At 64.6% G+C, this 14,173-nt stretch carries 14 protein-coding genes; all 14 read left to right on the top strand.

Features of this window, described 5'->3' with window-relative positions; translation table 11 throughout:
• The first annotated feature begins 2 nt into the window (after nt 1–2).
• The 14 genes from HZI36_RS14640 (at nt 3) to atpG (ending at nt 14,166) form a co-directional block, all read left to right on the top strand.
• Nucleotides 3–1,787, top strand: a complete 1,785-nt coding sequence (locus tag HZI36_RS14640) for a branched-chain amino acid ABC transporter ATP-binding protein/permease (protein WP_179403368.1) — start codon at nt 3–5, stop codon at nt 1,785–1,787.
• On the top strand, nt 1,787–2,542 hold the full coding sequence (locus HZI36_RS14635; RefSeq protein WP_179403367.1) for an ABC transporter ATP-binding protein: 756 nt from the start codon (nt 1,787–1,789) through the stop codon (nt 2,540–2,542). The genes HZI36_RS14640 and HZI36_RS14635 overlap by 1 nt, the downstream gene beginning before the upstream one ends.
• A gap of 183 nt (nt 2,543–2,725) precedes the next feature.
• The gene (mnmG, locus tag HZI36_RS14630) at nt 2,726–4,708 is read left to right on the top strand and encodes a tRNA uridine-5-carboxymethylaminomethyl(34) synthesis enzyme MnmG (RefSeq protein ID WP_179403366.1); all 1,983 of its coding nucleotides are present in this window, start codon (nt 2,726–2,728) and stop codon (nt 4,706–4,708) included.
• Nucleotides 4,705–5,391: a 16S rRNA (guanine(527)-N(7))-methyltransferase RsmG gene (gene rsmG / locus HZI36_RS14625; RefSeq protein ID WP_179403365.1), complete on the top strand. Its 687-nt coding sequence runs from the start codon at nt 4,705–4,707 to the stop codon at nt 5,389–5,391. The genes mnmG and rsmG overlap by 4 nt, the downstream gene beginning before the upstream one ends.
• A 51-nt stretch (nt 5,392–5,442) precedes the next feature.
• The gene (locus HZI36_RS14620; protein WP_179403364.1) at nt 5,443–6,213 is read left to right on the top strand and encodes a ParA family protein; all 771 of its coding nucleotides are present in this window, start codon (nt 5,443–5,445) and stop codon (nt 6,211–6,213) included.
• A 35-nt stretch (nt 6,214–6,248) separates the two neighbouring features.
• Nucleotides 6,249–7,142 carry a ParB/RepB/Spo0J family partition protein gene (locus HZI36_RS14615; protein WP_179403363.1) on the top strand — a complete coding sequence of 298 codons (894 nt, stop codon included), beginning with the start codon at nt 6,249–6,251 and terminating at the stop codon, nt 7,140–7,142.
• A 6-nt stretch (nt 7,143–7,148) separates the two neighbouring features.
• The gene (locus HZI36_RS14610; protein ID WP_179403362.1) at nt 7,149–8,288 is read left to right on the top strand and encodes an SLC13 family permease; all 1,140 of its coding nucleotides are present in this window, start codon (nt 7,149–7,151) and stop codon (nt 8,286–8,288) included.
• Nucleotides 8,289–8,586: 298 nt separating this feature from the next.
• On the top strand, nt 8,587–9,120 hold the full coding sequence (locus HZI36_RS14605; protein WP_179403361.1) for an ATP synthase subunit I: 534 nt from the start codon (nt 8,587–8,589) through the stop codon (nt 9,118–9,120).
• Nucleotides 9,121–9,229: 109 nt separating this feature from the next.
• A complete protein-coding gene (gene atpB / locus HZI36_RS14600; RefSeq protein ID WP_179403360.1) occupies nt 9,230–10,081 on the top strand; it encodes a F0F1 ATP synthase subunit A in 852 nt (283 codons plus the stop codon).
• Nucleotides 10,082–10,173: 92 nt separating this feature from the next.
• Nucleotides 10,174–10,443, top strand: a complete 270-nt coding sequence (gene atpE / locus HZI36_RS14595; RefSeq protein ID WP_009914024.1) for a F0F1 ATP synthase subunit C — start codon at nt 10,174–10,176, stop codon at nt 10,441–10,443.
• 128 nt (nt 10,444–10,571) lie between these two features.
• Nucleotides 10,572–11,042, top strand: a complete 471-nt coding sequence (locus HZI36_RS14590; protein WP_179403359.1) for a F0F1 ATP synthase subunit B — start codon at nt 10,572–10,574, stop codon at nt 11,040–11,042.
• Nucleotides 11,043–11,044: 2 nt separating this feature from the next.
• Nucleotides 11,045–11,584 carry a F0F1 ATP synthase subunit delta gene (locus tag HZI36_RS14585; protein WP_179403358.1) on the top strand — a complete coding sequence of 180 codons (540 nt, stop codon included), beginning with the start codon at nt 11,045–11,047 and terminating at the stop codon, nt 11,582–11,584.
• A gap of 42 nt (nt 11,585–11,626) precedes the next feature.
• Complete coding sequence (atpA, locus tag HZI36_RS14580) at nt 11,627–13,168, top strand: F0F1 ATP synthase subunit alpha (protein ID WP_179403357.1); 1,542 nt, start codon at nt 11,627–11,629, stop codon at nt 13,166–13,168.
• 122 nt (nt 13,169–13,290) lie between these two features.
• Nucleotides 13,291–14,166 (top strand): F0F1 ATP synthase subunit gamma, encoded by an 876-nt coding sequence (gene atpG, locus HZI36_RS14575; RefSeq protein WP_179403356.1) that lies wholly within the window; start codon nt 13,291–13,293, stop codon nt 14,164–14,166.
• Nucleotides 14,167–14,173: the final 7 nt, after the last annotated feature.

Genomic DNA, 14,173 nt, shown 5'->3' with positions numbered 1-14,173 from the left:
CGATGAGGAGGATGATCCGCAACAAGGCGTTCTGGCTGTTTCTCGTCGTGTTGTTCGCGCTGCCAGTGCTGCCCGGCGCGCTGCGCGTGCCCGAGTACTGGATCACGCTGCTGAACTACATCGGCCTCGACGCGATCGTCGCGATCGGGCTCGTGCTGCTGACCGGCATCGGCGGGATGACGAGCTTCGGGCAGGCCGCGTTCGTCGGTGTCGGCGCGTACGCAACCGCAGTGCTGACGACGCGCTACGGCGTGTCGCCGTGGGTCGCGCTGCTGGTCGGGATCGTGCTGACGTCGCTCGTCGCGCTGATCCTCGGCGTGGTCACGATGCGGCTGTCCGGCCACTTCCTGCCGCTCGGCACGATCGCGTGGGGGCTCGCGCTGTTCTATCTGTTCGGCAATCTCGACTGGCTCGGCAAGTACGACGGGATCAACGGAATTCCGGCGCTGACGCTTTTCGGCATCGTGCTCGACAGCGGCCGCAGCCTGTATTTCGTGATCTGGGCGGTGGTGCTCGGCGCGGTCGTGTCGGTGCAGAACCTGCTGAACAGCCGCCCGGGCCGCGCGATCCGCGCGTTGCGCGGCGGCGGCTCGATGGCGGAGGCGATGGGCGTGAACACCGGCTGGATGCGCGTCGTGATCTTCGTCTACGCGGCGGTGCTCGCGGCGATCTCCGGCTTTCTGTACGCGCATCTGCAGCTCGCGGTGAACCCGACACCGTTTGGGCTGAATCACGGGATCGAGTTCCTGTTCATGGCGGTGGTCGGCGGCGTCGCGCACGTATGGGGCGCGGTGCTCGGCTCGGCGATCCTGATCGTGCTGCAGGACTATCTGCAGACGCTGCTGCCGAAGCTGCTCGGCGCCGAAGGCAACTTCGAGATCATCGTGTTCGGCGTGCTGATGGTCGTGCTGCTGCAGCATGCGCGGCAAGGCGTGTGGCCGTTCGTCGCGAGACTGTTTCCGCGCGGGCCGCGCGCGCACGTGCCGCATCATCCGGACGCGTTGCCGCAGCGCACCAGACCGGCGACCGGCGAGCCGCTGCTCGTGGTCGACAACGCGCGCAAGCAGTTCGGCGGGCTCGTCGCGGTCAACGACGTCAGCTTCGATGTGACGGCGGGGCAGATCGTCGGGTTGATCGGGCCGAACGGCGCGGGCAAGTCGACGACGTTCAACCTCGTGACCGGCGTGCTGCGGCCGACCGGTGGCACGATCGTGTTCCGCGGCGAGCGGATCGACGGGCTGACGTCACGCGAAATCGTCCGGCGCGGGATCGGTCGCACGTTCCAGCACGTGAAGCTGCTGCCGACGATGACGGTGCTCGAGAACGTCGCGATCGGCGCGCATCTGCGCGGCACGAGCGGCGTCTGGCGCAGCATTGCGCGGCTCAACGCGAACGAGGAAGCGCGGCTGCTCGGCGAGGCGGCGCGCCAGATTCGCCGCGTCGGCCTCGACGCGCATATGTACGACGAAGCGGGCAGTCTCGCGCTTGGCCAGCAGCGGATTCTCGAGATCGCACGCGCACTGTGCTGCGATCCGACGCTGCTGCTGCTCGACGAGCCAGCCGCGGGGCTGCGCTACCAGGAGAAGCAGCGGCTCGCGGATCTGCTGCGCCGGCTGAAAACGGAGGGGATGAGCGTGCTGCTCGTCGAGCACGATATGGACTTCGTGATGAATCTCGCCGATCGGCTCGTCGTGATGGAGTTCGGCACGCGGATCGCGGAAGGGCTGCCGGAGGACGTTCAGAAGGACCCGGCGGTGCTCGAAGCCTATCTCGGCGGGGTGGAGTGATGACGGATACGACGATGCCGGTTCTCGACGTGCATGGGCTGGCGGTCCGATATGGGAAAGTCGAAGCGCTGCACGGCGCGGCGATCAAGGTTGGGGCCGGGCAGATCGTCAGCGTGATCGGGCCGAACGGCGCCGGCAAGTCGACGCTGCTGAACGCGATCATGGGGGCGTTGCCGTCGAATGGATATGCGTCGGGTGCGATCGTCTATCGCGGTACAGACGTCGCGCTGTTGCCGATCGAGGAGCGCGTCGCGCTTGGGATGTGCCTCGTGCCGGAAAAGCGCGAGCTGTTCGGCACGATGTCGGTGGGGGACAACCTTGTGCTCGGCGCGTACCGGCGCAAGCTGGCCGGGGACGCGAACTTCCTCGATCAGCTCGATCACGTGTTCGCGCTGTTTCCGCGCCTGAAGGAGCGCCGCGATCAGGTAGCCGGTACGCTGTCGGGCGGCGAGCGGCAGATGCTCGCGGTCGGTCGTGCGCTGATGGGCAAGCCCGACCTGTTGATGCTCGACGAGCCGAGCCTCGGCCTCGCGCCGCTGATCGTGAAGGAGATTTTTCATATCATCGGCGCACTGCGTGGCACAGGCGTCGCGACGCTGCTGATCGAGCAGAACGCGCGCGCCGCGCTGCAGGTGTCCGATTATGGCTACGTGCTGGAGACGGGTGCATTCGCGCTCGAAGGTCCGGCCGCGGAGCTCGCGCAGAACCCGCAGGTGATCGAAACATATCTGGGGCTGGCGAAGCGGGGCGCCTGAGCGGCGGTTTGGGTCGGGAAACTGGCAGGCATGTTCCACGTGAAACGACACGTTTCACGTGGAACATGCCTGTTTTTATTTGTATGACATTCGGATGAGGTCCGGCCGAAAAGCGAACCCGTTATAATTCGCCCCATACATTTCTCAGATAGGTTCGCGCGCGTTCTGCGCCCGAAGTCCACCATGCTTTATCCCACTGAATTTGACGTGATCGTCGTTGGCGGCGGTCATGCCGGCACCGAAGCTGCATTGGCGTCGGCGCGCATGGGCGCGAAGACGCTGCTGCTGACGCACAACATCGAAACCTTGGGGCAGATGAGCTGCAATCCGTCGATCGGCGGTATCGGCAAAGGGCATCTGGTCAAGGAAGTCGACGCGCTGGGCGGCGCGATGGCCGCTGCGACGGACGAGGGCGGGATCCAGTTCCGGATCCTCAATTCGTCGAAAGGGCCGGCCGTCCGGGCGACACGGGCGCAGGCCGACCGCATTCTGTACAAGGCTGCGATTCGCCATCGTCTCGAGAATCAGCCGAATCTGTGGCTGTTCCAGCAGGCGGTCGACGACCTGATCGTCGAAGGCGATCGCGTCGTGGGCGCGGTCACCCAGATTGGCATCCGCTTCCGGTCGCGCGCGGTCGTGCTGACGGCAGGAACCTTCCTGGATGGCAAGATCCACGTCGGGCTCAACAATTACACAGGCGGTCGTGCCGGCGATCCTGCGGCAGTATCGCTGTCCGCGCGCCTGAAGGAACTGAAGCTGCCGCAAGGGCGACTGAAGACCGGCACACCTCCGCGGATCGACGGGCGGTCGATCGACTTCTCGAAGCTCGAGGAGCAGCCCGGCGATGTCGATCCGGTTCCGGTGTTCTCGTTTCTGGGCCGGGCGGACCAGCATCCGCGCCAGTTGCCGTGCTGGGTCACCCACACGAACGAGCGCACGCACGACATTATCCGCGGCGGTCTCGACCGTTCGCCTATGTATACAGGCGTGATCGAAGGCGTTGGCCCGCGCTATTGCCCGTCGATCGAGGACAAGATCCACCGCTTCGCGTCGAAGGATTCGCACCAGATCTTCCTCGAGCCGGAAGGGCTGACGACGAACGAGTTCTATCCGAACGGGATCTCGACGAGCCTGCCTTTCGATGTACAGCTCGAGCTCGTGCACTCGATGCGCGGTCTCGAGCAGGCGCACATCCTGCGGCCCGGCTATGCGATCGAATACGATTATTTCGATCCGCGCGCGCTGAAGGCGTCGCTGGAAACCAAGGCGATCAACGGGCTGTTCTTCGCGGGCCAGATCAACGGAACCACCGGCTACGAGGAAGCGGCCGCGCAAGGTCTGCTCGCGGGCATCAATGCGGGTCGTTACGTGCAGGAGAAGGACGCGTGGTGTCCGCGTCGCGACCAGGCGTACCTGGGTGTGATGGTCGACGATCTGGTTACGCGCGGCGTGATGGAACCGTACCGGATGTTCACGAGCCGCGCCGAGTACCGCTTGAGCCTGCGCGAAGACAATGCCGACATGCGTCTGACCGAAGTCGGCCGCGAGTTGGGCGTCGTCGATGATGCGCGCTGGGACGCGTTCTGCCGGAAGCGCGATGCTGTTTCACGTGAAACCGAGCGCCTGAAGTCGACGTGGGTTACACCGAAGACGCTGCCTGCCGACGAGGCGACCGCGCTGCTCGGCAAGTCGATCGATCACGAATACAGTCTCGCCGAGTTGCTGCGTCGTCCGGGCATCAGCTACCGGGGCGTCTGCGGTCTGCGCAGCGGCGAATGCGGGCCGGCCGAGCCGCTGGCCGACGATCCGGTGCTGCTCGCGCAGATCGAGGAGCAGATCGAGATCGGCATCAAGTATCAAGGCTATATCGAGCGTCAGGCGAGCGAGATCGAGCGTAACGATGCGAACGAGAATACGCGTCTGCCGGAAGGGATCGACTATCGGGAAGTTCGCGGCCTGTCATTCGAAGTGAGCCAGAAGCTGAACCAGTTCAAGCCGGAGACGATCGGTCAGGCATCGCGTATCTCGGGCATCACGCCGGCGGCGATCTCGCTGCTGATGGTGCATTTGAAGCGCAAGGGCCTCGGTCGCCGGAGCGACGCGACGGCGGCAGACGGGGCGGACGCGGCGGAGCAGGGGGGCGACAACGTCCCGGCGCAACAATGAGCGCGCGTCGCGCACCGGTGGTCGGCCGGGACACGCTCGACGCGATGCTGGCCGACGGCGCGAGCGCGCTGTCGGTTTCGCTGACGGATGCGCAGCGCGGCCAGCTGCTTGATTACGTTGCACTGCTCGCGAAGTGGAACGCGGTCTACAACCTGACCGCGATCCGCGATCCGCAGCAGATGCTGATTCAGCACATCCTCGATTCGCTGTCGATCGTTCCGCATCTGCGCGGCCGTGCGTCGGCGCGCGTGCTCGACGTCGGGTCGGGCGGCGGCCTGCCGGGCATTGTGCTCGCGATCGTTCTGCCGGAATGGCAGGTGACGCTGAACGACATCGTGCAGAAAAAGTCCGCATTCCAGACACAGACGAAGGCCGAGCTGAAGCTCGCGAACTTGTCGGTGGTCACCGGGCGGGTCGAGAATCTGCAGCCCGGCGTCGAAGTGCCGGAAAAATTCGATGTGATCGTGTCGCGGGCATTCGCGGATCTCGCCGACTTCGTTACACTTGCTCGGCATCTGGTCGCGCAGGGTGGATCGATCTGGGCGATGAAGGGCGTGCGGCCCGACGACGAGGTCGAGCGGCTGCCGGCTGGCACCCACGTGGAACAAACCCTCCGTTTGACGGTTCCGATGCTCGATGCCGAACGGCATCTGATCGAGGTGGCCGTCGACGACGCGAATTGACGCGGCGCGCGCGGCGCCTGACTTGTTTGAAGGAATAGGGACACACGAACGATGGCAAAGATCTTCTGCGTTGCGAACCAGAAGGGGGGCGTCGGCAAGACGACGACGACGGTCAACCTCGCCGCGAGCCTTGCAGCGCAGGAGCAGCGAGTGCTGCTGATCGACCTCGACCCGCAGGGCAATGCGACGATGGGCAGCGGGATCGACAAGGGCGGCTGCGAATCGACGATCTACGAAGTGCTGGTCGACGGCGTGTCGGTCGCGGACGCGCGCGTGCGTCCGGAGGCGCTTACGTACGACGTGCTGCCGGCGAACCGCGAGCTATCGGGCGCGGAGATCGAGCTGGTCGGCATGGACAACCGCGAGCTTCAGTTGAGGGCAGCGCTTGAGCACGTCGCGGAAGACTACGATTTCGTGCTGATCGACTGTCCGCCGACGCTGTCGCTGCTGACGCTGAACGGCCTGTGTGCCGCGCACGGCGTCGTGATTCCGATGCAGTGCGAGTATTTCGCGCTGGAAGGCCTGTCGGATCTCGTCAACACGATCAAGCAAGTGCACGCGAACCTGAATCGCGATCTGAAGGTCATCGGCCTGCTGCGGGTGATGTTCGATCCGCGCATCACGCTGCAGCAGCAGGTCTCCGATCAACTGAAGGCGCACTTCGGCGACAAGGTGTTCGACGTGGTGATCCCGCGTAACGTCCGCCTCGCGGAGGCGCCGAGCTACGGGTTGCCGGGCGTCGTGTTCGATCGCGCGTCGCGCGGCGCGCAAGCGTATTTGCAGTTCGGCGCCGAGATGATCGAGCGCGTGCGCGCGTTGTGAGCGCCCCGAGGACGAGCGAAGCGAGGAAGAATGCAATGAATGCGGTGGCAAAGAAGAAAGGGCTGGGGCGCGGCCTCGAAGCGCTGCTCGGCGGGAGCGCCGACATCACCGAAGTGGTGAAGATCGACGGCGCGCCGAATACGCTCGCGCTCGCGAAGCTGCAGGCCGGCAAGTATCAGCCGCGGACGCGGATGGACGAGGGCAGCCTGCAGGAGCTCGCCGCGAGCATTCGCGCGCAAGGCGTGATGCAGCCGATTCTGGTGCGCCCCGTTGCGCAGGACAAATACGAGATCATCGCGGGCGAACGCCGTTTCCGCGCCGCGCGTCTTGCCGGCCTCGACGAAGTGCCGGTGCTCGTGAAGGACGTATCCGACCAGGCTGCCGCCGCGATGGCGCTGATCGAGAACATCCAGCGCGAGGATCTGAATCCGCTCGAAGAGGCGCACGGCATCCAGCGCCTGCTCGACGAATTCCATTTCACGCACGAGCAGGCCGCGGAGTCGGTCGGCCGCTCGCGCAGCGCGGTGTCGAACCTGCTGCGCCTGCTGAACCTCGCGGCGCCGGTGCAGACGATGCTGCTCGCCGGCGATCTCGACATGGGGCATGCGCGCGCGCTGCTGGCCGTCGATGCGGCAACGCAGATCGCGCTCGCGCACCAGGTCGTGAACAAGCGGATGTCGGTGCGCGAGACCGAAAAGCTCGTCGCGAACACGACGAAGGAAGCGCCGGCAGTGAAGGCACGCGCGAAGGACGACGGCGGCCGCGATACGCGCCGTCTCGAGGAGGAGTTGTCCGATCTGCTTGCGTCGACGGTGAAGATCAAGCTCGGCCGTCGTGGGCGAGGGCAGGTGACGATCGACTTCGGCGATCTCGATGCGCTCGAAGGGGTTCTCGCGCGGCTGCGCGGCAACGTGACCGTGGAAGAGTGAAGGCCGATGGGTGACGCGAGTTCACCGGCGCTGCGCCGGTGGCGCAACTGGGTCATCCGGGTCATGCAGGAGCCGGTGCTGTCGGTGCTCGTCGTCGGCCTGCTTCTGTTGCAATGGTTGCGCCCGCAACCATTTGCGGTGCTGGCCGGCCGCGTCGACTGGCAGACGGTCGCGACGCTCGCCGGCCTTCTGATGCTGACGAAGGCGTTCGAGCTGTCCGGGTGCCTGACGTGGCTCGCGCATCGCATCGTCCATCGCGTGCATTCCGAGCGCGCGCTCGCCGCGCTGCTGGCCGTGTTCGCGGCCGTGCTCGCGATGTGGCTGACCAACGACGTCGCGCTGTTCGTCGTGATTCCGTTGATCGTGTCGCTGCGCGCGCTGACGCCGCTGCCGTTCCGACGGCTCGTGATCGTGACCGCGCTGGCGGTCAATGCGGGCTCGATCGCGACACCGCTTGGCAATCCTCAGAATCTTTTCCTCTGGCAGTTGAGCGGCGTGTCGTTCGGCCGCTTCGTGATCGCGCTCGGCCCGCTCGCATTCGTGTTGATGGCGATGCTGCTCGTGCTGATCGCGTGCGTATTTCGCGCGAAGCCGCTCGATCTGTCCGGCGACCGTGTCGAGCTGCCGATGCAGCGCGGGCAGGCACTGGTCGCCGCGGTGCTGTTCGCCGCGTTCGTGCTGCTCGCCGACGCGCACCGCGCGCTGCCGGGCTTGCTCGCGGTTGCCGCGATGTTGCTCGTGATGCGGCGCGACGCGGTGCTGAGGATCGACTGGCTGCTGCTGCTGATTTTCGTGCTGATGTTCGTCGTGCTGCGCAGTGCGGCCGCGCTGCCCGCGGTGCACGACGCGATCGCGCACGCGCGGCTCGATGCGCCGCTGCGGGTGTACGCGGCGGGCGCGGCGCTGTCGCAGGGAATCAGCAACGTGCCGGCCGCGATTCTGTTGTCGGAGTTCACGCGCGACTGGCGCCCGCTCGCATTCGGCGTGTCGGTCGGCGGGTTCGGCATCGCGATCGGATCGCTGGCGAACCTGATCGCGGTGCGGCTTGCAAAAGCGCCGCGCATGTGGCTGCCGTTTCACCTCGTGTCGATTCCGTTCGGCATCGCGAGCGCGGCGATCGGCGCGCTGCTGCTCCACGTGCTCTGAACGAGCCCTTCGCGTATCCCGAAATCCCCAGCTTGTAATCCATCGTCACGGGCCGGAAACGCCCGCGCGAGAATGCGCCGATATCGCTGCCGTTCGATGACGCCGATTCGCGTGTTTTCACATCATGAGGCGTCGTTTTACGCACGTTTTTGTCGTGCCTAAAACCTTGAACGACCCGCAACTATCGCTTACAATTGCGCGGATTTGTTAGCTAGGCACCCCTGAAAGTTCTCGGAAAGACTGGCCACATGGCCAGCTGAACGAATCGGCCGGATGGGAGATTTTGCGGAAGACTGCGATGGCGGGTCAGGCGCCGACTCCAAGACAACGGCAAGGCGATCGAGCCGCGCAGCGCACCGCGTCGGCGGCGGGCGAGCGACGTGATGCTTCCGGCGACGACTGGGATGCCGAGCAGCAAGATAACAACATCGTTCCGCTCACAAGGGCTGAAGCCGAGCAACTGTTCGGCCCGGACGTGAGCCGGCCGTCGCGCGTGACGCCCTATCGGGTCGTGATGGCGCAGGTGGCCTTGTCCCTGGTAGCAACGCTGGCGTGGTGGCTATTTTCCAAGTCGCCGGGCGCCGCTGCGCAATCGGCGTTTCTGGGCGGAGCGATAGGCTGGGTGCCGAGCGCGTTGTTCGCGGCACGTCTGAAGGCAGGTCGCCATCCCACGGTGATGCAGTGGGTGGCGGGCGAGGCGCTCAAGCTGGGCGTGACGATCGGGATGTTCATCGCGGTGGCGTACGGCTATGCCGGCGTGCACTGGGTGCCGCTCCTCGTGACCTACCTCGTCGTGCTGAAGACGTACTGGATCGCACTCGCCTGGCGGTAAGAACAAGCGGCACGCGGATTCGACACGAATCGGCGTCGACCGTTCCCGAAATAGAGCGTCACGGGAGCGGCCATAACGATTTTCGACAATTTGGGTGGCTTTAACGACTATGGCAGCTAGCGAAGGCACGCGTGCTCTGGATCCGTCCGAGTACATTGCGCACCACTTGCAGAACTTTTCCACCGCACATCAGACGTCGATTTTCGATATCCACGTCTGGAATCTCGACACGCTGTTCTGGTCGATCGTGTGCGGCATTCTCACCCTCGTGATCCTGCGGCTCGCCGCGCGCAACGCGACGCCGGGCGTACCGGGCCGCTTCCAGTGCTTCATCGAGATGATCGTCGAGATGGTCGAGGATCAGTCGAAGGCCGTCGTTCACGGCAACCGCACGTTCATCGCGCCGCTCGCGCTGATGGTGTTCGTGTGGGTCGCGCTGATGAATTCGCTCGACTTCATTCCGGTCGACCTGCCGGGCCGCGTGATCGGCCTGCTCGGCCTGTCCGGCGTCATCAGTCATCACCGCATCGTCCCGACGGCCGACCTGAACGGCACGATCGGCATCGCGCTCGGCGTGTTCGTGCTGATGATCTACTACAGCCTGAAGATCAAGGGCCCGGCCGGTTTCCTGCACGAGCTGCTGTCGGCTCCGTTCGGCGCGCACCCGCTGCTGTGGCTCCCGAACCTCGCACTGAACATCGTCGAATACGTCGCGAAGACCGTTTCGCTCGGCATGCGGCTGTTCGGCAACATGTACGCGGGCGAACTGCTGTTCCTGCTGATCGCGCTGCTCGGCAGCATGTGGAGCTTCGGTGCGGACGCAACGGTCCTCGGTTTCATCGGCCACGTCATCGCGGGCAGCATCTGGGCGATCTTCCACATCCTGATCGTTCTGCTGCAGGCGTTCATCTTCATGATGCTGACGCTGGTGTATCTCGGCCAGGCGCACGAATCGCACTAACACGCGCGTCGGACGAACAGGCAGATTTTCGAGGTTTTAGGTTTTTCGGTTTTTCAATTTCCAGTTCCAAGTCTTTTAAATAAGGAGTGATCATGCAAGCTTTCATCGCCAACATCCAGGGTCTGACCGCTATCGGTATCGGCATCATCATCGGCCTGGGTGCGATCGGCGCCTGTATCGGTATCGGCCTGATGGGCGGCAAGTACATCGAAGCATGCGCGCGTCAGCCGGAGCTGATCAACCCGCTGCAAACGAAGATGTTCCTGCTGGCTGGCCTGATCGACGCGGCATTCCTGATCGGCGTGGGTGTGGCAATGCTGTTCGCGTTCGCGAACCCGCTCCTGTCGAAGCTCGCGAGCTAACCCTCGGAAATACGATGCGCCGGGCTTGCCGGCGCAGGGCGGAACGGAAAGTGAGCGCAATTCGGAACGGGTTTTCGATGCGCTCCTCGTCGTTTCATTTTTCCGGAATAGCAGATTAAGGAAACACCGTGAATCTCAACGCAACCCTGTTTGCGCAAATGGTCGTGTTCCTGGTCCTCGCGTGGTTCACGATGAAGTTCGTGTGGCCGCCGTTGATCAACGCCCTCGACGAACGCTCGAAGAAGATCGCTGACGGTCTGGTCGCAGCGGAAAAGGGCAAGGCGGAACTCGAAGCCGCGCACAAGCGCGTGGATCAGGAACTCGCGCAGGCGCGCAACGATGGCCAGCAGCGTATCGCCGAGGCCGAGAAGCGCGCACTGGCAGTCGCCGACGAAATCAAGGCGAACGCGCACGCCGAGGCCGCGCGCATCATCGCGCAGGCGAAGGCCGACGCGGACCAGCAGGTCATCAAGGCGCGCGAAACACTGCGCGGCGAAGTCGCAACGCTCGCCGTGAAGGGCGCCGAACAGATCCTGCTGCGCGAAGTCGATCAAACGGCTCACGCCGCACTGCTGAATCAACTGAAAGCCGAGCTCTGATCATGGCCGAACTTGCAACCATCGCCCGCCCTTACGCAGAAGCGCTGTTCCGCGTGGCCGAGGCCGGTGACGTCGGCGCCTGGTACACGCTCGTGCAAGAGCTGGCTCAGGTTGCGCGTCTGCCCGACATGCTGTCCGTCGCGTCGAGCCCGAAGGTGAGCCGCGAGCAAGTGGCCGAGTTGCTGCTTGCCGCCGTGAAGTCGCCGCTCCCGGCCTTCGCCGAGGCGCGAAACTTCGTGCAGATGCTGGTCGACAATCATCGTATCTCGCTGTTGCCGGAAATCGCCGTGCAGTTCGAAGCGCTGAAAAATGCGCGCGAAGGCGCTGCCGACGCAGCGATCGTCAGTGCGTTTCCGCTGAACGGTACCGATCTCGAAGGGCTCGTCGCCAGTCTCGAGCGCAAGTTCAAGCGCAAGCTGAAGCCGACGGTCGCGGTCGATTCGTCGCTGATCGGCGGCGTGCGCGTGACGGTCGGCGACGAAGTGCTCGACACCTCGGTTCGCGCCCGCCTTGCTTCGATGCAAGCCGCACTGACCGCCTGAGCGCCCTCCGGCACGCAACAGAATTGAATATCAGGAGCGAATATGCAACTCAATCCCTCTGAGATCAGCGAGCTGATCAAGAGCCGGATCCAGGGCCTTGAAGCGAGCGCGGACGTTCGCAACCAGGGCACCGTGATCTCCGTGACCGACGGTATCGTGCGCATTCACGGCCTGTCGGACGTGATGCAGGGCGAAATGCTCGAGTTCCCGGGCAACACGTTCGGCCTCGCGCTGAACCTCGAGCGCGACTCGGTCGGCGCCGTGATTCTCGGCGAATACGAGCACATCTCCGAAGGCGACATCGTCAAGACGACGGGCCGCATTCTCGAAGTCCCGGTCGGTCCGGAACTCATCGGCCGCGTGGTCGATGCGCTCGGCAACCCGATCGACGGCAAGGGCCCGATCAACGCGAAGCTGACCGACGCGATCGAAAAGATCGCCCCGGGCGTGATCTGGCGTAAGTCGGTGTCGCAGCCGGTGCAGACGGGCCTGAAGTCGATCGACGCGATGGTGCCGATCGGCCGCGGCCAGCGCGAGCTGATCATCGGCGACCGTCAGTGCGGCAAGACCGCGGTGGCGATCGACGCGATCATCAACCAGAAGGGCAAGGACCTCATTTGTATCTACGTCGCGATCGGCCAGAAGGCTTCGTCGATCATGAACGTGGTGCGCAAGCTCGAAGAAACCGGCGCGCTCGAGTACACGATCGTCGTGTCCGCGTCGGCTTCGGATTCGGCCGCGATGCAATACCTCGCGCCGTACGCCGGCTGCACGATGGGCGAATACTTCCGCGATCGCGGTCAAGATGCGCTGATCATCTATGACGATTTGACCAAGCAGGCCTGGGCATACCGTCAGATCTCGCTGCTGCTGCGCCGCCCGCCGGGTCGTGAAGCGTACCCGGGCGACGTGTTCTATCTGCACTCGCGTCTGCTCGAGCGCGCGGCTCGCGTGTCGGAAGAGTACGTCGAGAAGTTCACGAACGGCGAAGTGAAGGGCAAGAGCGGCTCGCTGACGGCACTGCCCGTGATCGAAACGCAGGCAGGCGACGTGACCGCGTTCGTTCCGACGAACGTGATCTCGATTACCGACGGCCAGATCTTCCTGGAAACCGACCTGTTCAACGCGGGTATCCGTCCGGCAATCAACGCCGGCGTGTCCGTGTCGCGAGTCGGCGGCGCCGCGCAGACGAAGGTCGTGAAGAAGCTGTCGGGCGGTATCCGTACCGACCTCGCGCAGTATCGTGAACTGGCCGCGTTCGCGCAGTTCGCGTCGGACCTCGACGAAGCGACCCGCAAGCAGCTCGAGCGCGGCCGCCGCGTGACGGAACTGCTGAAGCAGCCGCAGTACCAGCCGCTGCAGGTGTGGGAACTGGCCGTGTCGCTGTACGCGGCGAACAACGGCTACCTCGACGACCTCGAGGTGAAGGACGTGCTGTCGTTCGAGAAGGGCCTGCGCGAAAACCTGAAAGCGAGCCACGCTGACCTCGTCAAGCGTATCGAAGACACCAAGGACTTGTCGAAGGACGACGAAGCCGCGCTGCGCGCCGCGATCGAATCCTTCAAGAAGTCGGGTGCCTATTGATCCGCGAGTGACACCGTGAAGCGGCGCGGGGCCGCGTGATGCGCCCCGCGCCGCTTCGGGCAGCGATGCATGGGCCCCGAGTCAGCGCTAAAGCGCTAACTCGGAGCGCAAAGGAGCAAGCAATGGCTGGAATGAAGGAAATTCGCGGCAAGATCAAGAGCGTGCAGAACACGCGCAAGATCACGAAAGCGATGGAGATGGTGGCCGCATCGAAGATGCGCCGCGCGCAGGAGCGCATGCGCGCTGCCCGCCCGTACGCGGACAAGGTCCGTGCCATCGCCGCGCACATGAGCCGCGCGAACCCGGAGTACCGCCACCCGTTCATGGTGGCGAACGACGGCGCGCAGACGGCCGGCATCATCCTCGTCACGACCGACAAGGGTCTGTGCGGCGGGATGAACACGAACGTGCTGCGTGCGTCGGTGCAGAAGTTCAAGGAGCTGAGCGACAAGGGCCAGAAGATCGAGGCGACCGCGATTGGCGGCAAGGGCCTCGGGTTCCTGAACCGCTTCGGCGCGAAGGTGCTGTCGCAGGTCGTGCATCTCGGCGACACGCCGCACCTCGACAAGCTGATCGGCGCGGTGAAGACGCAGCTCGATCTGTACTCGGAAGGCAAGCTGTCGGCGGTCTATCTCGCATACACGCGCTTCATCAACACGATGAAGCAGGAAGCGGTGATCGAGCAGCTGCTGCCGCTGTCGTCCGAAGATCTCGTCGCGAGCGAAGGCACGCCGACGTCGTCGTGGGACTACATCTACGAGCCGGACGCGCAGGCGGTGGTCGACGAGCTGCTCGTGCGTTACGTCGAGGCGCTGGTGTACCAGGCCGTCGCGGAAAACATGGCGTCGGAGCAATCGGCGCGGATGGTCGCGATGAAGGCCGCGTCGGACAACGCGAAGACGGTCATCAACGAGCTTCAGCTGGTGTACAACAAGAGCCGTCAGGCCGCGATCACGAAGGAACTGTCGGAGATCGTCGGCGGCGCAGCCGCTGTGTAAGCGCGCG

It is taken from the genome of Burkholderia guangdongensis, assembly GCF_013403875.1.
GTDB classification, from domain to species: domain Bacteria; phylum Pseudomonadota; class Gammaproteobacteria; order Burkholderiales; family Burkholderiaceae; genus Burkholderia; species Burkholderia guangdongensis.
The sequence above is the reverse complement of the archived record's forward strand: the minus strand, read 5'-3'. Positions and strand labels throughout refer to the sequence as shown.